Source organism: Clostridium sp. AM22-11AC, assembly GCF_003473545.1.
Lineage (GTDB): Bacteria > Bacillota > Clostridia > Lachnospirales > Lachnospiraceae > Enterocloster.
Map to the genome: position 1 here is coordinate 14,269 of NZ_QUCM01000004.1, position 20,627 is coordinate 34,895.

16 protein-coding genes, 2 pseudogenes and 1 riboswitch are annotated in these 20,627 nt (G+C 43.8%); of the genes and pseudogenes, 7 read left to right on the top strand and 11 right to left on the bottom strand.

The features are described from left to right. Positions 1-80: 80 nt before the first annotated feature. The 7 genes from DW251_RS05225 to DW251_RS05255 form a co-directional block, all read right to left on the bottom strand. Entirely contained in the window at positions 81-1,016 is a 936-nt protein-coding gene (locus tag DW251_RS05225) for a M14 family metallopeptidase (protein ID WP_118300427.1), read from the bottom strand. 16 nt (positions 1,017-1,032) lie between these two features. Then, entirely contained in the window at positions 1,033-1,812 is a 780-nt protein-coding gene (locus DW251_RS05230) for a dipeptide/oligopeptide/nickel ABC transporter ATP-binding protein (RefSeq protein WP_021871233.1), read from the bottom strand. After that, positions 1,805-2,635 (bottom strand): ABC transporter ATP-binding protein, encoded by an 831-nt coding sequence (locus tag DW251_RS05235; RefSeq protein WP_118300428.1) that lies wholly within the window; start codon positions 2,633-2,635, stop codon positions 1,805-1,807. Before DW251_RS05235 ends, DW251_RS05230 begins: the two co-directional genes overlap by 8 nt. After that, positions 2,635-3,456 (bottom strand): nickel/cobalt ABC transporter permease, encoded by an 822-nt coding sequence (gene opp1C, locus DW251_RS05240; protein WP_118300429.1) that lies wholly within the window; start codon positions 3,454-3,456, stop codon positions 2,635-2,637. Before opp1C ends, DW251_RS05235 begins: the two co-directional genes overlap by 1 nt. Further along, a complete protein-coding gene (gene opp1B, locus DW251_RS05245; protein WP_021871230.1) occupies positions 3,456-4,397 on the bottom strand; it encodes a nickel/cobalt ABC transporter permease in 942 nt (313 codons plus the stop codon). The genes opp1C and opp1B overlap by 1 nt, the downstream gene beginning before the upstream one ends. Positions 4,398-4,505: 108 nt before the next feature. After that, positions 4,506-6,131 carry a nickel ABC transporter substrate-binding protein gene (nikA, locus tag DW251_RS05250; RefSeq protein WP_021871229.1) on the bottom strand — a complete coding sequence of 542 codons (1,626 nt, stop codon included), beginning with the start codon at positions 6,129-6,131 and terminating at the stop codon, positions 4,506-4,508. Between the two features lie 155 nt (positions 6,132-6,286). Continuing rightward, positions 6,287-7,189, bottom strand: coding sequence for a LysR family transcriptional regulator (locus DW251_RS05255; RefSeq protein WP_118300430.1), 903 nt, complete (start codon positions 7,187-7,189; stop codon positions 6,287-6,289). A gap of 216 nt (positions 7,190-7,405) precedes the next feature. Beyond that, positions 7,406-7,515, top strand: a riboswitch (TPP riboswitch). Between the two features lie 182 nt (positions 7,516-7,697). Here DW251_RS05255 and thiC point away from each other — a divergent pair. The 5 genes from thiC (at position 7,698) to DW251_RS05280 (ending at position 16,542) form a co-directional block, all read left to right on the top strand. Further along, positions 7,698-9,005, top strand: coding sequence for a phosphomethylpyrimidine synthase ThiC (gene thiC, locus DW251_RS05260; RefSeq protein WP_021871227.1), 1,308 nt, complete (start codon positions 7,698-7,700; stop codon positions 9,003-9,005). A 148-nt stretch (positions 9,006-9,153) separates the two neighbouring features. Further along, positions 9,154-9,798 carry a thiamine phosphate synthase gene (gene thiE, locus DW251_RS05265; protein WP_021871226.1) on the top strand — a complete coding sequence of 215 codons (645 nt, stop codon included), beginning with the start codon at positions 9,154-9,156 and terminating at the stop codon, positions 9,796-9,798. A 384-nt stretch (positions 9,799-10,182) separates the two neighbouring features. After that, on the top strand, positions 10,183-15,045 hold the full coding sequence (locus DW251_RS05270) for a hemoblobin-interacting domain-containing protein (protein WP_182433584.1): 4,863 nt from the start codon (positions 10,183-10,185) through the stop codon (positions 15,043-15,045). Further along, positions 15,046-16,110 carry an FAD:protein FMN transferase gene (locus DW251_RS05275; RefSeq protein WP_021871224.1) on the top strand — a complete coding sequence of 355 codons (1,065 nt, stop codon included), beginning with the start codon at positions 15,046-15,048 and terminating at the stop codon, positions 16,108-16,110. A 90-nt stretch (positions 16,111-16,200) separates the two neighbouring features. Then, positions 16,201-16,542, top strand: a complete 342-nt coding sequence (locus DW251_RS05280) for an arsenate reductase family protein (protein ID WP_021871223.1) — start codon at positions 16,201-16,203, stop codon at positions 16,540-16,542. Between the two features lie 127 nt (positions 16,543-16,669). On the opposite strand, the gene DW251_RS05285 is transcribed toward DW251_RS05280, so the two are convergent. Continuing rightward, a complete protein-coding gene (locus tag DW251_RS05285) occupies positions 16,670-17,137 on the bottom strand; it encodes a heme-binding protein (protein ID WP_021871222.1) in 468 nt (155 codons plus the stop codon). 202 nt (positions 17,138-17,339) lie between these two features. Between DW251_RS05285 and DW251_RS05290 the strand changes: the two genes are divergently transcribed. Both DW251_RS05290 and DW251_RS05295 read left to right on the top strand, forming a co-directional pair. Continuing rightward, the gene (locus DW251_RS05290; RefSeq protein WP_021871221.1) at positions 17,340-17,954 is read left to right on the top strand and encodes a hypothetical protein; all 615 of its coding nucleotides are present in this window, start codon (positions 17,340-17,342) and stop codon (positions 17,952-17,954) included. A gap of 138 nt (positions 17,955-18,092) precedes the next feature. Next, positions 18,093-18,917 (top strand): SDR family oxidoreductase, encoded by an 825-nt coding sequence (locus DW251_RS05295; protein WP_021871220.1) that lies wholly within the window; start codon positions 18,093-18,095, stop codon positions 18,915-18,917. A gap of 95 nt (positions 18,918-19,012) precedes the next feature. On the opposite strand, the pseudogene DW251_RS05300 reads toward DW251_RS05295, so the two are convergent. The 3 genes and pseudogenes from DW251_RS05300 to DW251_RS05310 form a co-directional block, all read right to left on the bottom strand. Continuing rightward, positions 19,013-19,697, bottom strand: a pseudogene (locus DW251_RS05300) (AAA family ATPase); the annotation flags it as partial. 185 nt (positions 19,698-19,882) lie between these two features. Continuing rightward, positions 19,883-20,095: pseudogene (locus DW251_RS05305) on the bottom strand (antirestriction protein ArdA); the annotation flags it as partial. Between the two features lie 351 nt (positions 20,096-20,446). Next, complete coding sequence (locus tag DW251_RS05310; RefSeq protein ID WP_021869258.1) at positions 20,447-20,605, bottom strand: rubredoxin; 159 nt, start codon at positions 20,603-20,605, stop codon at positions 20,447-20,449. Positions 20,606-20,627 lie beyond the last annotated feature (22 nt).

Sequence of the window (20,627 nt, forward strand, 5' to 3'; positions counted from 1 at the left end):
GAACAAACCGTCTGCGATAGCAGACAGTAGAGCGCGCCAGCGCGTGTTTGTGAGTGAACCCAACGCCTGCAAAATAAATATTAAATCTCCCCAAATGCGATCAATGGATCTTTGCATTTTACACCCAGACTCAGGGTGTAATAAAGTACAACGCCATCAAATGGAGCTGTACATCGGAAAATTTCATTTCCATAAATATCTTTCAGGGTGCCAAGAAGGGTGCCCTTTTTTAATTTCTGACCTGCATGTGAGACAGCAGGATACCAGAACCCATTTTTTGGTGCCTCTTCATAAACTGCCTGACAGATCTCTTCCTGGTGAAGGTCAGTATCTGAAAAAGGTCTGATCTTAAGATGAGCCATTAACTCAAAAATATTCCTTTTGCATGCTGTGACCTCATCTTCGCACCATAGCCCTCTTTCTCCCCGTTCTGCTAAAAGTGCCGGGATACCGCACTGAGCAGCCCAGCTATAGAGTCCGTTTTTTGCAGTAGAAGCGACCCGATATGGAATCGAGAGTGAGGCTGCAGCTGCAGAAGCTTTTGCGGCCAGTGCGTCAGAAACAGTTGTGGGAAAGAAGACCAGGGGAGTAAGAGCTTCGTTCACATCACCACCATGGAGATCTATGAGAAAATCAGCTTCAGGATACAGTGTTTCTTCAAGGAGCTTTGCAAGACGGCTGGAAAAAGTACCCTCAGGATCTCCGGGAAACGTACGGTTTAAATTTTGACCATCTGCAGGGATTATCTGTTTGGACCCCATGTAAAAGCCTTCTGGATTTACCAGGGGAAGCAGGATGATACGCCCTGAAAGATCAATGGGGTCCAGTTCCTTTTTCAGACGGTTCAGGGTTTCTATGCCTACATATTCACAGCCGTGGACACCTGCGGTCACTACAAGGGTTTTTCCGGGACAGCTTCCGCAGATAACAGTCATTTCTATGGGATAGTGGCTGGCAACTGGCAGTAAAAGGGTTTGCTTTGTATTGCTGCCGGCTTTTAAGTCAGACAGTCTCATATTTTTCAGATCTCCTTTAGTTGAATTCGATAATAGAAGCCAAAAGCTTTCTGGCATAGTCATCTTTTGTTTCTGCAATACGGGATACAGGAATGTGTTCAGTAATGCGGCCATGATACAGAAAAAGCACATCATCGCACAGATAAGTGACAGAAGTCAGGTCATGGGTAATGAAAATATAAGTCAGCCCCAGTTTTTCTTTCAGATCATGGAGCAGATCCATGATCTGAATCTGAGTATGGGCATCCAGAGAAGAGATAGCTTCGTCAAAAAGAATGATCTCTGGCTGGCAGGCTACAGCCCGGGCAATGCATACACGCTGCAACTGTCCGCCGGACAGCTCATGGGGATACCGGTTTGCATAGGAGGAATTCAGCCCAACAAGCTCTAACAGGCGGTTGATCTCTTCCAAACGGTTCAGGCGGATCTTTTGATTTCGTTCTCTTGCAGCCAGTCCTTCTGCAATGATCTCTTTTACACGGAAACGGGGATTGGCAGAAGTGGTGTAATCCTGGAAAACAACACTTAAGCGTTTTTGAAGGTTTTTCCGGCCATTTCTGGAGGCATAAACAGATACATCCTGGATCTTTACTTCTCCGGTGTCAGGCTTTAAAAGACCACAGATCACACGGCCAAGGGTAGATTTCCCACTTCCGGATTCTCCCAGTATTCCCAGACAGGTTCCCTGTGAGACTTTTAAGGACACATCAAACAACACCTGGTTTCTGGCAGTTCCGAAAATCTTTTCCTGGCGTTCACTTCGGAAGCTGACGCATACATTATTTACTTCAAGCATGGGATATCTCCTTTCCATGTAAGATGTCACGGTAGTGGCACATAACAGCAGAACGCTTTTCTATCAGCAGGCGGGTGTAGGGATCGTTTGCATGATTTCGGATATGCTCAAAGTCTCCGCTGTCTACGATCTGTCCGCTGTTCATAACAAGGATGCGGTCTGCTACTTTGGAGATGGCTCCCAGGTCATGGGTGATGAAAAGCATGGCAGTATTTTTATTCTTTTTAATGCGGACAAACTCTTCCAGGATCTCGTATTGAGTGACGGCATCAATGGCAGTTGTTGGTTCATCAGCAATGAGAAGTTCCGGCTGCAATGCCATGGCAATACCGATCATAATACGCTGGAGCATACCGCCGGAGAGCTGATGAGGATATTTTTCCAGAACTTCTTCTCCATTTAAGATCTGCATCTGGTCCAGGATCTTAAGGCAACAGGTACGTATTTCCTGTGCATTCCATGCAGTATGTGCGGCGAAGGTTTCAGCCATCTGATTTCCAATGCGGTATAAAGGATCAAAACAGGTCATAGGGTTTTGAAGTACCATGGTGATCCGGCTTCCACGGAGCCTGCGAAGTTCTTCTTTTGACTCTTTTAAAAGATCATGGCCATCAAAAACAGCGCTTCCGGAAACCTGGAAATTTTTATCTAACAGACCCAGGATGGATTTTACAGTCATGCTTTTTCCGCTTCCGGACTCCCCAAGGATCCCCAGGCATTCTCCTGGGTGGACTTCAAAGCTCACATCTTCTACCAGCTTTTTGGAGGCTTTACGATATGTCAGAGTTACATTCAGGTTTTCAACTTTTAAAACGGCAGACATTACAGCACCTCCTTTGGGTCTAACACATCACGGATGGCATCACCCATTAAGTTAAAGGCAGAAACCAGAATAACGATGGCAATACCGGGAACCAGCATCTGGGACGGATTACTGGTCAGGACATTTTTTGCTTCGCTTAACATAGCACCCCATTCAGGAGTAGGAGCCTGTACACCAAGTCCCAGGAAGGACAAAGTGGAAATATTGATAATGGCCCAGCCTACATCCAGAGAAGACAGGACAGCCAGATCAGCTGCAATAGATGGAACCAGGTGTCTGAAGAGGATAAAACGTTCCGGAGTTCCTACACAGCGGGAAAACTGGACAAAGTTCCGGTCACGGTACTGCATAACGCCCGTTCGGATCATACGGGCATACCAGGCCCATTTGATAAATACATTTGCCAGGATCACGTTCTGTACGTTAATGCCCAGCAGCGCAACTACAGCAAAAACCATGATCTGACTGGGGAAAGACAGCATTACATCCACTATACGCATGATCAGTTCTTCCGTAATGCCACGAAAATACCCGGCTAAAAGGCCCATCAGGGCGCCGAGACCGATGGTGCCTAACATGGTCAGCACAGCCAGGCCAAGAGTGGGACGGATCCCGTAGATCATGCGGGAGAGAATACAGCGCCCAAGATTATCTGTGCCAAGGGGATATTCTTTGCTGAAATGGGCAAATTTGTTAAGAATATTGGTGGCATAGGGATCATGTGGAGCAATAAATGGGGCAAAAAGGCCCATGAATGCCACGATCAGTACAATGGTTATTGTACCAACGGCAGTTTTATTATGAAGAAACCGGTGTAACATTAGTTGCTCTCCTTTCGCATACGGGGGTCAGACACGGTCTGCAGGATGTCAAACAGCAGATTGAACATAACAAACAGGACACCGATGAGCAGAACGTAAGTCTGGATCACGGGATAATCCCGGTTGAAAATGGAACTGATGCACAAGGTTCCCAGTCCCGGCCATGCAAATACATTTTCCACTACAATGGTTCCTGAGATCAGCTGTGGGATACTCATGCCAATGGCAACAATACAGGTATGCATGGAGTTTTTCAGGATATGTTTTACCAGAATGGATCTCTGCGGGAGACCGCGTACATTGGCATAAAGTACATAATCCTGTTTCATATTTTCAAGCATATTGTTGCGGATCAGGCGGATATAGGTGGAAATATAGCTTAAGGATACAGTAAAAGCCGGCAGGATCAGATGCCTGATGGTACCGTTTCCGCTGGTAGGCAAAAGGTCCAGTTTAATGGAGATCAGCCACATCAACAGAAGTCCGACCCAGTAAGGGGGCATGGCAGTGGTCATAAATACAAGGCTCCGCATGATCCGGTCAAACCAGCCATCTTTATATACAGCACAAAGAAAGCCGATAGGGAGACTTAAAAGGATCACCATAATAAGGGAAGCACCTGCAAGCTGTAAAGTAGCAGGCATACAGCGCAGCAGTTCTCCGGCAACAGTACGGCTTGGGTTTACATAACTGATGCCAAAATCACCGTGAAGACAGTCCAATACCCAGGTAAAGTAACGGACCAGATAAGGCTTGTCCAGCCCAAGCTGGGAACGGACCTCAGCAATGGCATCTTCCGTGATGATAGGTACCTGGCGTACACGTAAAGCTACTTCAGCCGGATCAGAAGGGATCAGGTTGATAAAAACGAAGCATACAAAGGAAATGATGAGAAGGAGCGGTATGGCAGAAAGGATCCGCTTGATAATATAGGGTTTCAAAATAATACCTCCCGTTGAAAAAATAAATGTAATAAAAGGATCCGACTGGAACAAAGCCGCCTCAGAGGAGACGGCTTTATACACAAGATTAGGTTTGTTTTGCCAGATTTAGAAAGAGAAATCCTGGAATGGAACCTCGTACTGAGTCTGGGTAAAGTGGAAGCCTTTCATATCAGAGCGGTAGATTGCCTTATTGCACTCATAGGTCAGTGGAATATAAACGGCATCTTCGTGGAGATGGGTCAGAACATAGGTATAAAGTTCCTGGCGTCTGTTTTCATCTGTGGTGATCAGGATCTCGGTAATGGCATCATCGATTTCTGCTTTATCATCCAGACCAAGCTGCGCTGCATAGTCACCATATACAGGAGCGCGCATGGCAGCAAGAGAGGACTGTGGATCGTATGGTGTACCCCAGCAGATATTGAATACCATATCAAAATTACCTGCTTTCATATTATCACGGTAGGACTGCTCCTCTTCCCCGTGGATGTTTAAAGAAACACCGATGGACTGGTATTCGCTCTGAAGATACTCTGCAATGGATTTTTCAGTCACGCTGTCACTATTATAGAGAAGATCAATATTTAACGGCTGTCCATCCTTTTCACGGACATTGCCGGAACCCATTTTCCAGCCTGCTTCATCCAAAATCTGTCCTGCCAGTTCCAGGTCGTAAACATATGGTTCTAGTTCAATATCACAATATGGAACAGTGGATGCAAACAGAGTGTCTGCCGGTTTTTCCAGTCCGTAAAAAATACCGTCAGAGATATTCTGCTTATTAGTTGCATGCTGGAGCGCAATACGTACATCCTTCTCTGAAAGAATGTCAGAGGAAGTATTCAGAACAATCTGTCTGGTAGAGGTTGGATCAGAAAGTTCCACGGTAAACTGATCGCTGTCCAGATACTGATTAATGGCATCTGCGTCGATCATATTTTTTCCGAAGATCATATCAATCTCACCTTTTTCCAGAGCCAGGATACGGGTCTGATTATCCGGGATGACTTTCACGGTGATGGTTTTGATGGCAGGCTGTTCGCCCCAGTAGTTCGGATTTGCCTTGAATACAGCATACTCATCGGTAACAAATTCATCCAGCACATAGGGACCGGTACCAATATAAGCTTCTACCCCATCTTTGGTGCTGCCGTTTTTCATGGCTTTCGGGGAGATCATGGCAAATGGTCTTGTTACACCAAGCTCTGTTAAAAGGGGATAATATGGTTCGGATAATTCAATCACAAAAGTGTTTTCATCGGGAGCATCTACACCTACCAACAGATGCATCATTTCCAGCCAGGTATGGCGGTCTTTATTTTCCAGGATTGCGTCAAAGTTTGCTTTGATGGCATATGCGTCACACTTTTCGCCATCAGAAAATGTTACGCCTGGACGAATGTGGAATGTATATACTTTACCGTCATCACTGACATCCCAGCTTTCTGCCAGACAGCCTTCAAAACCGTCAGAGGTAATATTGACCAGGCCCTCATATAACATTTCCTGGGCGTACATTTCGCCGGCATATAAATGTGGGTTTAAATCGCGGATATCGCGGTAGTTTACGAAGATCAGGTCTTCCTTTGTACCTTCAGCTGTGGTGGTAGTTTCTGAAGGATTGGACTCTGCAGCAGAAGATGCAGAGTCAGAAGCGGATGAACCGCAGCCGCTTAATAAGGCGGTGCCTAAGAGACCTGCCAGAAGCATTGTGCCCCATCTTTTTTTCATGATAAGTTTCCTCCTGTTGTAAAAAGAACATAATGTTGTTTATTCATTCGCCTGAGGCGAACGGTAGAAAGTATAACATGGGTTAGGCAAAACTTACTACTAATGAAATTGGAGGGGCTTAGTTATTCCAAAATGTTATAACCGGGCGAAAAAACTTATAAAATTTCCTTAAAATGACAGATAAACCATTCAGCAGCTTTACTTAATTTTGCATGATCCGGGCAGATGTAGCCGATGAGGAGAAAAGGCTCACAATTATTGATCCTAAGCTGGCGAACATTATATTGGCGGTACTGGTCATAGAGAAAATTAATGCCGAGGCTGCATATATCTGTGTTCAGTAACAGATTGACAGTCAGATGATCACTGTTGGTATAGACTGCATAGTGGAGCTGCTCTGTGCTGATCGCCCCAAGGCTCACATGGTTCAAATGGTGCTCTACAGAGAAAAAATCCCTTACACCCCGTACAAAGGAAAGAGAAGAAAGGTCCTGAAAGTCAATACTTTCATCATGATAGCGGGGATGCTTTGGACCAACGTAAACACAGGCTTCTTTGCTGTCAAGAGGAACGAATTTCAGCTTTTTGTGGGACAGGATATGCTGGAACTGGTGGAGCTGTTTCTGTGCAATATAAACGATGCCAATTTCAGAAAGTCCCTGGGCTACCCGGTTGCTGATCTCTTCCACCGTGCCTTCTAAATGTTCTACAATGTAGGAATTTCCCATTTCTTTATAAAAATCAGTCAACAGACGGGAGATCATATTGCTGGGATAAGTGGCCAGACTGAATTTTTTTCCCTGGTTGTGATCGGTCAGTGAGTTGATCAGGCTTATATTGTGCAGGATATTCTGGGCATATTCACGGACCGTTTCACCATAGGGGGTAATGTGGATCCCCCGGCTGCTGCGCTCAAAAAGAGGCCGTCCCAGTTCTTTTTCCAGGGAACTGATCACTTTACTCACATTGGGCTGTGTGGTATAAAGGCACTCTGCAGCCTGGTTAAAGCTGCCTTTTTCACATGTGATCATAAAATATTCCAGCTGACGTAATTCCATAAGATCCTCCTGAAGTACAATAAACAGTAAGTTAATGCTAACTACTATAACAGAAAAAAAGACAGTATACAACAAGGCTGATAAAGCAACAGCCGAAAGAAGCACTTATTGAGAAAAAATGCCGGTTATTCCAAAGGGGAATATCAATGTATCCGGCGCCATAAAGTGGTGTGTTTTGATAAACAACTTGACAATTTTTACCAATAAATGTTATTCTGAATACGAACAGGGAGCTTGTGAAGCAGGCTGAGAGGAAGTAATCGAACTTCGACCTATTGTACCTGATGTGGGTAATGCCAACGTAGGGAAATAATGTGTCGCATATTATATTTGCGTATCGTGCGTATATTTTGCGGTCCGTTCCTTATGTGGGCGGACCGTTTTTTTTGTTTCTGCGCAAATCCAGATGATCCACATATGCGCTAGAGATCTGTGCAGCAAATGTGGAAAACGTTCCGTCCAGGTACCCCTTCTGTGGAAAAATATTATTATGTGAAGGAGAAAGAAAATGGACTACACAACACAGATGGATGCTGCCAGAAAAGGAATTATTACAAAGGAGCTTCAGGCAGTAGCAGAAAAAGAGCAGATGGATACAGCCCGGTTAATGCAGCTGGTGGCAGAGGGAAAAGTAGCAATTCCTGCAAACAAAAACCACAAATGCCTGGATCCAAACGGTATCGGCTCCATGTTAAAGACCAAGATCAATGTAAACCTGGGAACTTCCAGAGACTGCAAAGACCTGGATATGGAGCTTCAGAAAGTAAATGACGCAGTAAAAATGGGCGCAGAGTCCATTATGGACTTAAGCTCCTGGGGAGATACCCAGAAATTCAGAAGAAAACTGACTGCTGAATGCCCGGCTATCATTGGTACTGTACCGATCTATGACGCAGTGGTATACTATCATAAGGCACTGAAAGATATCACCACCGAAGAGTGGTTAAAGATCGTGGAAATGCATGCACAGGACGGTGTGGATTTTATGACCATCCACATTGGTATCAACCGTGCAACTGCCCAGCGTTTCAAGAAAAATAAACGCCTTATGAACATTGTATCCAGAGGCGGTTCCATTATCTTTGCATGGATGGAGATGACCGGAAAGGAAAATCCATACTATGAGCATTTTGATGAGATCCTGGATATCTGCCAGAAATACGATGTGACCATCAGTTTAGGTGACGCCTGCCGTCCGGGATGCTTAGAAGATGCCACCGATGTTTCCCAGATCGAAGAGCTGGTAACATTAGGAGAGCTGACAAGAAGAGCCTGGGAGAAAAATGTACAGGTGATCGTAGAAGGACCGGGCCATATGCCTCTTAACCAGATCGCAGCCAATATGCAGATCCAGCAGAGCATCTGCAAAGGCGCTCCTTTCTATGTATTAGGACCTTTGGTTACAGACATTGCACCTGGATATGACCATATTACAGCAGCTATTGGAGGTGCCATCGCAGCAACCTACGGCGCAGCCTTTTTATGCTATGTAACACCGGCTGAACATTTACGCCTGCCGGATCTGAATGACGTAAAAGAAGGCATCATCGCTTCCAAGATCGCAGCCCATGCAGCAGATATTGCAAAAGGTGTTAAGGGCGCTTCCGAGTGGGACCGCCAGATGGGAATGGCAAGAAAGAAACTGGACTGGGAAAAGACCTTTGAGCTTTCCATTGATCCGGAAAAGGCGAGAAACTACAGAGCATCTGCGAAGCCGGAAAAAGAAGATACCTGCTCTATGTGCGGCAACTTCTGTGCTGTAAAAAATATGAACCGCATTTTAGACGGCGAGATCGTAAGTATTTTTGATGAATGAAATGAGCCCAAAAGAAAAACAAGCGGCTGCGAAGCAGACATTTGTTTTTCTTGGGCCATTAACGAACAAACAGTCTGCGATAGCAGACAGTAGAGCGCGTTAGCGCGGGTTTGTGAGTGGATGATGGATATGAGAAAAGGAGAGAACCATGAAATTTGACAAAAGCCAGTTGTTGATCTATGCAGTAACCGACCGGGCCTGGACCGGGAAAATGAGTCTTTATGAGCAGACAGAAGCAGCCTTAAAAGGCGGCGCCACCATGGTGCAGCTTCGTGAAAAAGGACTGCGGGATGACAACGTGGAAGAATATCTGGAAGAGGCGAAGAAAATGCGCGCTCTCACAGAAAAATACAATGTTCCTCTCCTGATCGATGACAATATAAAACTGGCAAAAGCCTGTGGTGCAGACGGTGTCCATGTAGGCCAGAATGACATGGATGCCGGTCTTGCAAGACAACTTCTTGGACCGGATAAGATCCTGGGAGTCACAGCCAAAACGGTAGAACAGGCATTAAAAGCCCAGTCACAGGGGGCTGACTATTTGGGCAGCGGTGCCGTATTTGGCACATCAACCAAAAAAGATGCCCGCCCTATGACGATGGAACAGCTGCAGGCAATCTGCGCATCTGTAAAGATCCCGGTAGTAGCCATTGGCGGTATCTGCCTGGATAATATTGAAAAACTGCAGGGAAGCGGTGCAGCAGGAGCTGCCATTGTATCCGGTATTTTTGCAGCAGAAGATATTGAAGGGACTACCCGAGCCCTTCGTCAAAAAATGGAACGTATTATTTAGACGATGCCAAGTGGTTACAACTGGGATGTCCGTCATAAAAAGACATGATATTTCAAAAAATGAGAAAAATTCTTGATAACAAAGGGGACTGCCATAAGCGGTCCCTTTTCTATTTGTCCTGTTTTTAACAAATTCAGAAAAATCCTTTATTTAAGCCAATTCTGCGTTATTCTCACCAAACTATAACAATAAACTGATAACAACTTTTTTTAATGGAAATTTTTCCAATAACCTGCACGATTTCTTGTTGAAAAATTTTATCAAAATAAAACTGCCCCTCATAATTGACGAAAAAATTTCAGTTAGTGTATACTAATGCGGCATGCGAGTTAGTATGCATTAACTCACATGTTCAGTAATCTACAAAAGAGGAGTTTTGTACTTATGAGAAAAACAGGAAGAACAAAAGCACTGTTAGCCATGTTTCTTGCAGCTGCATCCTTGCAGGCAGGAACTGCTTTTGGTGCACAGGCAGCAATCGGGTCACAGCTGCAGGCGGGAACCTGGGTAAAAGAAGATGCAGGCTGGAAATATAGAAAGCCTTCAGGAGAAATGGCAACCGGATGGGTCCATACTGCAAGCGGCTGGTATTATCTGCAGCCTGAGACAGGTATTATGGCAACCGGCATGCTCCGTATTAATGACCGTACTTATTATTTTAATCAGACACCAGATGCTGTAGAAGGCAAAATGGTTACCGGATGGTACCAGGATGCAGCTGGCAAATGGTATTTCTTCAGCACTACTGCAGACAGCACTGAAGGTGCAGCAGTAACCGGATGGCAGTGGGTCGATGGCCGCAGCTATTATTTTGAGCTGGCAGCAGGAGAGAACACTGGAAAAATGTTTGCAAATGATGTAACACCAGATGGCTACAAAGTCAATGCAGACGGACAGTGGGTAGATGAAAATGGAAACATTCAGGTAGTGCCTGGAAAAGGATTTTCAAGTAATCCTGGAAAAGATACCAATTCTAAGACTACTGTAAGAGGCGGAGGTGGCGGTGGAAGCAGCCACAGCAGCTCCGGCAGTACAGATAACGGAAATAATAATGCCAATAACGGCAATACAAATAATGGAAACACCAACAACGGAAACACCAACAACGGAAACACCAACAACGGAAACACCAACAACGGAAACACTAACAATGGAAATACCAACGACAGTAATTCCAGCAACGACAATACAAACAATGGCAACAATTCCAACAATGGAAATAACCAGCCAGACCAGAATAAAGCAGTTTTTGTAAAGCAGGATCAGACAAAACTGACAGAGTTAAATTCCCTTGGCTGGTGGATCACGGTAGCATTTGAAGATGGCTATAATGCAGGCAATACAAAGGTCTATGCAGATGGCGTAGATGTAACTGCAGCTCTTTCAAATGTAACTGATGATGGAAGTATATGCAAACTGGCTGTTACAAAGGCACCGGCTGTTCTTACTGTAAGCAGCAATGATGACGGGGCACAGGTACAGACCGTTTCCTTAGATGATACTGCAGCAGATGGTATTATCTACACAGGAGACAGCTATCTTCCTGAAAAGATCATGACACACGGACCGGTATCCATCTGGGATTACTATCTGACCAACTATGCAGATGATGGTTCTGTAAGATATTCACCATCTAAGACAACATTCGCTCTTGGAGAAAAGCCGGTGGCTCATCCTGCTTATTCACCGGATGCAGAATTAAGCGAAGATGGAAAAGCAACTGTAACCATTATGTTCAATTACAATACCGACGATGAGAAAGAGTGGTTTGACGGAATTAACCGCCTTCAGCTGGTAGAGTACAATGAAAATAAGAACACCATCAACAGTGATCTTGTATTTGACCGTGCAAAAGATGTAGCTCATGGAAGTGGCCGCGTAGGCGAACTGACCATTAAGAGCGGACAGGGCAATTTCACAAACAACGGAAGATATTATGTCCGCGTAGAGTCCAAGGCAGGTACATCTGCTCTTGTTCCGATCCATGTAGTAAATGCCCAGGCACCTGTTCTGAAATTACAGGAAACAGCCCAGTCTGGCGTAAACCTGCATTTCCAGGTTGAAAACATGGTATACGGAATTGAGACACCGATCAGCCGTGTGGTTCTGGAAGGACCAACTGAGACGGTAGAATTAAACGAGATTGATGACTGGTTCCTGTTCAGCCAGGATCTGTTTGTCCTTTATAATGATAATGTAGATCATTTAAAATATAAGGGCAATTACAAGCTGACTGTATATGCAGACGGATTTAAGGCAACCTCTGTCAGCTTTAAAGTAACAAATGGTGAAAATGTTCCATCCAAGGATGAAATGGGAATTTCCCAGTATTCATTTGATGGCGTCTCCACAGCATCCACAGGTTCAGGCGGAGGCAGCAGCTCCGGCGAAAGCAGTTCCGGAAGCAGCGCTATTTCTGCAAATCTGGTATTTGATACCGACCTGCTGGTAAATGCAGAACTTCTGGAAGAAGCTGGAAGATCTACAGCTGAGTCTGAGGCAGTTGTAGACTGGTGGTACAACATTATCAAGGATGCAGTATTTGACAGAGCAGAAGGAAAATACTATGACTGGACCGATTATGTATCCAGCGTAGAAAATAAGAAATACGAAGACGATCAGATCCTTTCCTTTGAGGATTACAAGAGAACCGGTGTGACCTGGAGCAACAGTCCGGCAACTGCAAAGGAAGTTCTGGAAGATGGTCTTTTAGGTGAGATCCAGAATAACGGTGATTTTGCCCGCCCGGCAGCTGGTGCATTCACAGTAGAGCAGAACAAGGAAGGCGAAAATGTTGTTCTGAAGCATGAAAATGCACAGTATCTGGCTGCTATCAAAAATGTTGTGATCAATGACAGCTGGACCGGACTTGCAAAAGACAAGTATACAGTAGATGTTGAAAAGGGAACTTTAACTCTGGATCAGAGCCTGTTCACACCGGGAGAAGAATACAAGATCGCAGTAGAAGCAGACGGATACCAGATGAATGCATTTAAGATTACTTATGATCAGCTTCTGGAAGAGGGACTGACTCTGACTGTGAAGTATCCAGATGGCAAGAATGAGTATGCATCTGATAAGAGAACCTTTGGCAAGATCCAGGGATACTATGCAGACGCAGAAGTAGATGTAACCGGTTCTGAAGGCGGTTTCTTAAAGTATCTGACCTCTGTAGTTTTAGATGAGGATGATACCCTTTATACAAAGGGCTATGAAGGAAGCGATGCAGCATATTATGAGATATCTGCTGACAAGAAGAGCCTGACTATCGGAAACATCAAACCTGGAACACATACACTGACTCTTCGCGCAAAGGGATATGTAGATGCGTTAACAGCACAGATCGTAGTTGCAGAAGGTGTTGACGAGCCTGAGGTTACTTTTGTTCCGGTTGTAAAGAGCCTGGAGTACAAGGAAGCTGGCTTCTTCATGTCTCCTGCCAACTATTACATTACTTTCGAGAATGATACAGATACTGATGCTAAGAAGGTGCTGGCAGATTATCTTGACGCAGTAAAATCTGTTACGGTTGGTGATGTGACTTATACAAAGGCATTACTTGGACTTGGATATAATAATAATGAGTTCGCAGCTTCTGTTGTAGACAGTGGTTACGGTAGCATTAATGACTGCCTGCGTATGACTGTTGATACTGGATTTACAGGTGATACAGTTGAAATTGTTGTTGAGGCAGAGGGATATGATACCATTACTCTTACTGCTGTAAAGAACAGCAATGGCAGATATGTTCTGAAAGATGGTTCCGAAATTGTTCCTCCTGCAGAAGATAAGGATGCTCCAAAGCTTACTGGACAGCTTAATATCCAGCGAGGAAATGAATGGACACTGAAAGGTAATGCAGAGTATCTGAAAGCAATTACTTCTGTTAAGTATGGAGAAGAAGAACTTGACACAACAGTAAATGACACAGAGATTACCATTGATACATCTGAATTACCGGTTGGTACACATAAACTCACAATTGAAGCAGATGGATACAAGAGCCAGGTAATTGAAGTAATTATTGAGTCTGATGGTAATGCCGGAGAAGATGAGGGCGTTGAGGGACTTACCTTTGAGAAAGCTCATGTGAAATATTGGTTTGATGATTATGATACATATCGCTTAACATTTACTGATGAGAAAATTAACGATGTCAGCAGAGATCTTTACTTAAAAGCTATCGATTATATTGAGGTTGGAGATGTAAAATATTCTTATGGTACTCCAGATATTAGCAAAAACTCAAATAAATTTAAGCAGGGTGGCACTAATACAGAAACCGGAGAGCAGGAATATATCGATTTTACAACTGATATTGCTGATTTTGGTACAGACGGTACTCCGGTTAAAGTCACTATTTACTCTACTGCTAAAGCAGACTATGATCCATATGTATTCTATCTGAAAGCAGGCAAATTAGTTGCAGCACCTGGTGAAGATAATTCTGGAGATAATGGAAACGATGAAAGTGATAAGGATATCACTTTTGAAGAAGTTTCAGTAGATAGTTTCCTGGCGAAGTATGAAGCATATCGTTTACTCCTTAAAGTAGACACCATAAACGATATTTCAAGAGATACCTATCTTGGTGCTATAGATTATATAATGGTAGGACAGCATCAGTATGAAAGCTGTAGTTATGGTTCTATATCAGATCAGCAGTTTAAAGTAGGTACAACACCTGAAAGTGATGGTATGGGAAAAGGAAAAGATTACATTGATTTTGCTAAGGATGGTTTCGATGCTTACGAAACAGGTGATCTGATCAAAGTTACTATTTACAGTAAGAAGAGCGAATATGGTTCTTATGTATTCTATGTAAGAGATGGCGAACTGGTAGACCCAACCGAAGCAGAGGAAGAACTTTTAGATGAGCAGGAAATGAAAGAAGAGGCTCAGGAAGAAGTAACTGTTCCTGAAACAAAGGATGAAACAGTTGTTCCGGAAGTTCCGGCTGATAAGGATGCAGAAGAAGTTCCGGCAGAAGATGAAGTAACCGAACCTTCTGAGGAAGATAAGGAAGATACTGCAGAAGAGCCGGCAGAGGATAAGCCAGAGGAAGATGCATCTGAGGATAAGGACTCCGAAGATAAGGATACAGAGGAAACTCCAGCTGAAGAAGATAAAGAAGATGCTTCCGAGGACAATAACTCCGAAGACTCCAATGAAGATGTTTCCGAAGACAATGCAGCTGACGATGTTGCCGAAGATACAGAAGCAACCGAAACAGAAGGAGAAATCTAATTGAAAAAATGGTGTCTGGTGATCTTGGCACTGATGTTATGCGGATGCAGTGCATCTACAAAAACAGCTGAAACAGAGGCGGTCAAAAATGACCGCCCTGTTTTGCGTACAGAGACAGGATCCGAAGAAAAGAACTTTACCGTATTTGCCATGGACACAGTGATGCAGTTCCAGATCTATGGCGGAAATGATGACGTAGAAGAAAAAGTCCGGGGGAAAATAGAAGAACTGGAAGATACACTTTCTGTGACAAAAGAAGGAAGTCCCATGTGGAATTTAAACGAGAAGAAGAATGAGAACTTTGCAGAGGAATTTGCAAATCTGATGCTTCAGTCACTAAAACTTTGCAAAGATACAGACGGTGCCTTAGACATTTCCGCCTATCCCATTGTAAAAGCCTGGGGCTTTACCACAGGTGAACATCGCATCCCCGATGAGGAAGAACGCAAAGCATTAGTCTCCCGCGTAGATTACCGCAAGATCCAGGTAAATGGTAATACTGTATCCATAGAACCGGATATGATGGTAGATTTGGGAAGTGTAGGAAAAGGCTATACAGCAGAGGTCCTGGCAAACCTGATGAAAGAAGAAGGTGTTACTTCTGCTCTTTTCAGTCTGGGAGGAAATATCCAGACAGTAGGTACAAAGTCGGACGGGTCTGACTGGTTCATCGGTATCCGGGCAGCAGAAGAGGACCGTTATCTGGGAGGTGTTTCTGTAACAGATAAGGCGGTGGTTACTTCCGGTGGCTACGAGCGTTATTTCACAGGTGATGACGGTCAGGTCTACTGGCACATTATGGATCCTAAAACCGGTGCTCCGGCTAAAAATGGGCTGGTATCTGTGACCATTATCAGTGACAGCGGTTTCCTCTGTGATGGTCTTTCCACTGCCCTTTTTGTCATGGGTCCGGAAAAAGCGGCTGAACACTGGCGCAGCCACCAGAATTACGAGGCAGTCTTAGAAGATGATAAAGGCCAGATCTATATTACAGAAGGCCTGGAAAACACCTTCAAACCGGTAGATCTTGGCACAGAGCAGGAGATCCAGGTGATCCGCAGATAAAGACGGCTTGTAAAGACAAATGCAGCATGGTATCATGAGTGAAGATATGAATAAAAACACAGATTTTCAGGAAAAAGGCGGACATATTTTATGAACATCCAGATCTTCGGCACAAAAAAGTGCAATGATACAAAGAAAGCAGAACGCTTTTTCAAAGAGCGTGGCATCAAATACCAGTTCATTGACATGAAGGAAAAAGGCATGTCAAAAGGCGAGTTTAACTCCGTTGCCCAGGCAAACGGAGGCCTGGAAAATATGATCAACTGGGATGGGAAAGACAAAGATATTTTGTCCCTGATCAAATATATCGCAGAGGAAGATAAGCTGCAAAAAGTCCTGGAAAATCCCCAGGTGATCAAAACACCGGTGGTCAGAAACGGAAAGCAGTCTACCTTAGGCTATCAGCCGGATGTGTGGAAAAAATGGGAATAGATAGGTAATAGATAAAAATAGCAGAAAAATGCGTATAATAAAAAAGCAGGTCGCAGATATCACATTTTATGGAAATATCCGCGACCTGTTTTATATTTGCTGTGAGAACCAATAATAGGAATAGATCTTACGCGTTCTTCTGTGCGCAGAACTGATCCATTACTTCCACCAGATTTCTGTGGTCTTCCAGATGAGGCAGACCGGAGATCATGGCAACACCGCGGAACTCATCATTTACAATAATTGGAAATCCACCGCCGCAGAATGCATAGTGGGACTCGTCCTGCTGCCAGTTTTCCTTTACACCGTTTAATTCCCGCTCAACAGCTGCACGCAGAGAAGAAGTATGGCAGCGCTCAACCGTGTGCTGCTTGCGGTTCATCCACTGGTTATTGCTTTCGTCTGTTCCCGGAAGGAAGGACTGATACAGGATAATATCATCAAAAACAATACGGATGGCGATTGGCTTTGGAGTGGTCAGACCACGCTCGCGAAGCATGGTTCCCAGTGTGTAAGCATCATTGTAATCAAAAGAAGAAAAGTGGATACGCTCTTCCTGGCTTTTGATCTCTTCTAACATTTTTAAATCGTACATAAGAATACCCTCTCTATACTCATATTTTTCCAGAATTATTATAGCCTTTAAATAGAAATGTGTATAGTAAAAAAATAAAGTCCCCAAAACTGTTTCTAAAACTAACCCTTAGTTAATATTTTCCCTGAAGGAACAGCTGTATAGTTCAGATATACAGAACAATAGGATCAGTTTCATAATTTGTAAGAAAGAGGGAAAATGGATGTTTGGATTGGAAATAGCCACATTGCTATTGGGAATTAGTTTTATTGCAGCAGGCATGATCCAGAGCAGAAAGACGGGGCAGAAAAAATGGCGTATTTTAATGATCATTGGGATCATCCCGGTTCTGGTCAGTGTATTTTTATTGGTCTGCACATTCTGGCTCTTATATGGGATCCAGGTCCAGGAGCCGGTTGCAGGTCCAACAGAAAACGGAAAGATCATTACGGAAAACACAGATGCAGAGCCAGAACCAGGTTCCGGTTCAGATTCCAACATCCCTGGCAGCGACTGGCGCACTTACAGGGCTTATTCCGAAGACCTGCACCTGGATGATACAGGCGCTCTCATTTTCTGCCTTTCCCCATTAGATAATAGAAACGGCTATGCTGTATATGACAGCGCAAACGGTGCCAGAGTAGGAACTCTTTTATGGGGATCAGAAAAAGAAGCGGACTGGCAGGCTAAAGCACAGATGGAAGACTTAGATCATGACGGGATAAAAGAAATCGGCATATCCATGGCAGATGGAGAAATCCTGTGGTACCATTACCGGGAAGGTTTGGAGGATACCTGGCCGGAGAATAAATGTGGTTGTTTTGAAAAAGTTGATTAAAAAATTAACAAAAGAAAAGCCTGTAATTATGGGAAAAACTGTAAAAACTTAAGATTATAAACATTGACATTTCCATACAGAGTGATAAAATATTAACAGAGTTAAACAGAACATATATCTGGAAAGGGGATTTTGGTTATGGCAATGAATATTGATTTTACTGGAAAGACAGTCCTTGTTACAGGTGGTGGACGTGGACTGGGTAAAGAGATGGCACTTCAGTTTGCAGGATGTGGCGCAAACGTATATATTGCAAACCGTAAAGAAGATCAGGGCCTTGCTACTGTAAAAGAGATCGAGGCACTTGGCGTAAAGGGCGGCTTTACAAAATGTGATGTAGCTGTGGAAGAAGACGTTAAGAAGCTGATCGCTGACGCAGCAGCATTTGGCGGCGGAAAGATCGATGTGATCGTAAATGCAGCAGGCGTAATTTCCCTTCAGGATATGATGCATACAACTACAGAAGAGGTTCAGAGACTGTTCAATATCAATGTAGTGGGAACCGTACATATGATCAAACATGGTCTGGCACATCTGGAAGCAAATAAGGGCGGAAACATGATCCTTGTATCCTCTATTGCAGGCAGAGACGGTATGGGAATGCTCCAGACTTACAGCGCATCCAAGGCAGCTGTAACAAGCCTGATGCAGTCCGCAGCAAAACATGCAGCTCCTTACGGAGTCCGTGTAAATGCTATTCTCCCGGGAATTATCCGTACAGCAATGTGGGAAGAGATCCTGGAAGGCATGAACAATGGCTGGGATCCAGAAGTTCATAATGAACTGACTCCTGAGAAACGTGAAGAACTGTGGAATGCTTCCGTTAAGAGCATGATCCCGCTGGGACATGATCAGAAGGAAGAAGATATTGCCTGGGCAACCGTATTCCTTGCAAGTGACTTCGCCCGCGAGATCACAAGCCAGGCACTGTGCATTGATGGTGGTACTACCTCCGGAAGATAATCATATGACATGAATTGAAAAATTTAAATTAAAGAAATAAAGAGATAAAAAGAGCAGCCGCTTTTGGAAAATGAATTCCATTAGCGGCTATTTTTTTAATTCCATTCCTCTGCCAGTAGGAAATCCCGTATGTTGCGGTGTTTAATTCCGTTTCTGCTCATGTCGAATTCATCCAGAGAGACAACATATTTCGGGTAGTTATCACGGATGTTATCATATGCTCCAAACTCACGCTGGATGGTTTCATCGGATGCCAGCAAATAGGTAACCTGAACATACAGTTTTTCCCCGCGTTTGTCGCATACAAAGTCAATTTCCTTGTTTCCGGTTTTGCCTACTGTAACTTTATAGTCCCGGCGCAAAAGTTCCAGATAAAAGATACTTTTGAAAGCATTTCTGGATCGGTTCATCTGGCGCAATGGGGCGATACAGTTCCAGGAACTCTGCAAAGGAGAATGGATAAATAATAAACTCCACATAACGTCCGCCAAGATAAGTGGAAAGCTCACTGGAAAGAAGCTTTGCGTTTGAACCGGTGATATAGATGTCGCAGTCAAGGGATACACGCAGGGAGTTGATACACTTCTCCCAGTCTTTTACTTCCGGGATTTCATCAAAGAACAGATAGGCTTTACCGTTGATTTCTGTGGCTCGTTTTGTGATTTCATTATGCAGTGCCTTTGCAGTTTGCAGATATGCGTAGTTTAAATCCTCAAAATTAATAGAGATGAACTGAGCGGGACTGACACCGGACTCCATACCCGCTTTCAAAAATTGAAGTTTTTTCATTTCTCGAAACCGCTTCGCTGTACGTATTATACTGTCTGCTAATAGTATATGCAAGATGTCGCTTTCAAAAACGCAAATTTTTTTATTTTTTGAAAGTGGAAACTATGTAAAGGCAACCCGAAGGCTGCCCCAGGCATCAAGCCTATTCTGCTTACACAGGTTCATGGCAGTCTGCCGCCGTACACATCATAATCACTTATGAACCATTCTTCATAAGGATTACCAAAGTCATCTTTTGAACCGATTCCAATTCGTTCAAATACTTTTTGCAGATCTTCTGACGTGGTAGGAAACTTTACCCATTCGCCTACCAGCTCCCCTTCGTTATATTTTCCGAGATTCGTGATGTAAGCTTCAAATGGGCAATCGTGGTCATATTCATATGCCATGCTATTTCCTCCTGTTTCATTTTTCAGGTCGTCACCCGGTTTTCGGAATCAAAAAAAGCGCCATACCCATCACCATTCCGGCAATGAGCAGACGCTTTATATTTTGTCCGTATTCTTTTGCAAAAGAGAAACAAATGAAATGTAAGTTTGTAGCTCATGTCTCATTTGTCTATGATAATATTAGCACAGGTCAATTCTGAAAAAAAGAGGCAGAATGGTAGTAAAAGGATAGCAATTGGTAACAAAATGGGAGCAATACGGAAACATGCTGCACATTCCCCTATCCTCTGTCCACAGACTCTACACATATAATAATTCCATAAAAAAATCCTTCCTCTTCTTCTTGATTATTTATTCTGCTTTAGAAAACTGATCTTTTCCAACAAAGCATAATGGACATTCAAAATCTGCCGGAACATCTTCCCATTTTGTTCCTGGTGCAATACCACCTTCTGGATATCCTTTCTCTTCATCATATTCCCATCCGCAAACATCACATACATATTTCATGACCAGTTCCTCCATAGAATTT

What these genes read in the sequence shown, in the direction of transcription:
- DW251_RS05230 (WP_021871233.1), bottom strand. Translation starts at nt 1,812, where the DNA reads ATGCTTGAAGTAAATAATGTATGCGTCAGCTTCCGAAGTGAACGCCAG.
- nikA (WP_021871229.1), bottom strand. Translation starts at nt 6,131, where the DNA reads ATGAAAAAAAGATGGGGCACAATGCTTCTGGCAGGTCTCTTAGGCACC.
- DW251_RS05270 (WP_182433584.1), top strand. Translation starts at nt 10,183, where the DNA reads ATGAGAAAAACAGGAAGAACAAAAGCACTGTTAGCCATGTTTCTTGCA.
- DW251_RS05295 (WP_021871220.1), top strand. Translation starts at nt 18,093, where the DNA reads ATGGCAATGAATATTGATTTTACTGGAAAGACAGTCCTTGTTACAGGT.
- DW251_RS05255 (WP_118300430.1), bottom strand. Translation starts at nt 7,189, where the DNA reads ATGGAATTACGTCAGCTGGAATATTTTATGATCACATGTGAAAAAGGC.
- DW251_RS05235 (WP_118300428.1), bottom strand. Translation starts at nt 2,635, where the DNA reads ATGTCTGCCGTTTTAAAAGTTGAAAACCTGAATGTAACTCTGACATAT.
- DW251_RS05225 (WP_118300427.1), bottom strand. Translation starts at nt 1,016, where the DNA reads ATGAGACTGTCTGACTTAAAAGCCGGCAGCAATACAAAGCAAACCCTT.
- DW251_RS05280 (WP_021871223.1), top strand. Translation starts at nt 16,201, where the DNA reads ATGAACATCCAGATCTTCGGCACAAAAAAGTGCAATGATACAAAGAAA.
- DW251_RS05290 (WP_021871221.1), top strand. Translation starts at nt 17,340, where the DNA reads ATGTTTGGATTGGAAATAGCCACATTGCTATTGGGAATTAGTTTTATT.
- DW251_RS05285 (WP_021871222.1), bottom strand. Translation starts at nt 17,137, where the DNA reads ATGTACGATTTAAAAATGTTAGAAGAGATCAAAAGCCAGGAAGAGCGT.
- DW251_RS05310 (WP_021869258.1), bottom strand. Translation starts at nt 20,605, where the DNA reads ATGAAATATGTATGTGATGTTTGCGGATGGGAATATGATGAAGAGAAA.
- opp1C (WP_118300429.1), bottom strand. Translation starts at nt 3,456, where the DNA reads ATGTTACACCGGTTTCTTCATAATAAAACTGCCGTTGGTACAATAACC.
- thiE (WP_021871226.1), top strand. Translation starts at nt 9,154, where the DNA reads ATGAAATTTGACAAAAGCCAGTTGTTGATCTATGCAGTAACCGACCGG.
- thiC (WP_021871227.1), top strand. Translation starts at nt 7,698, where the DNA reads ATGGACTACACAACACAGATGGATGCTGCCAGAAAAGGAATTATTACA.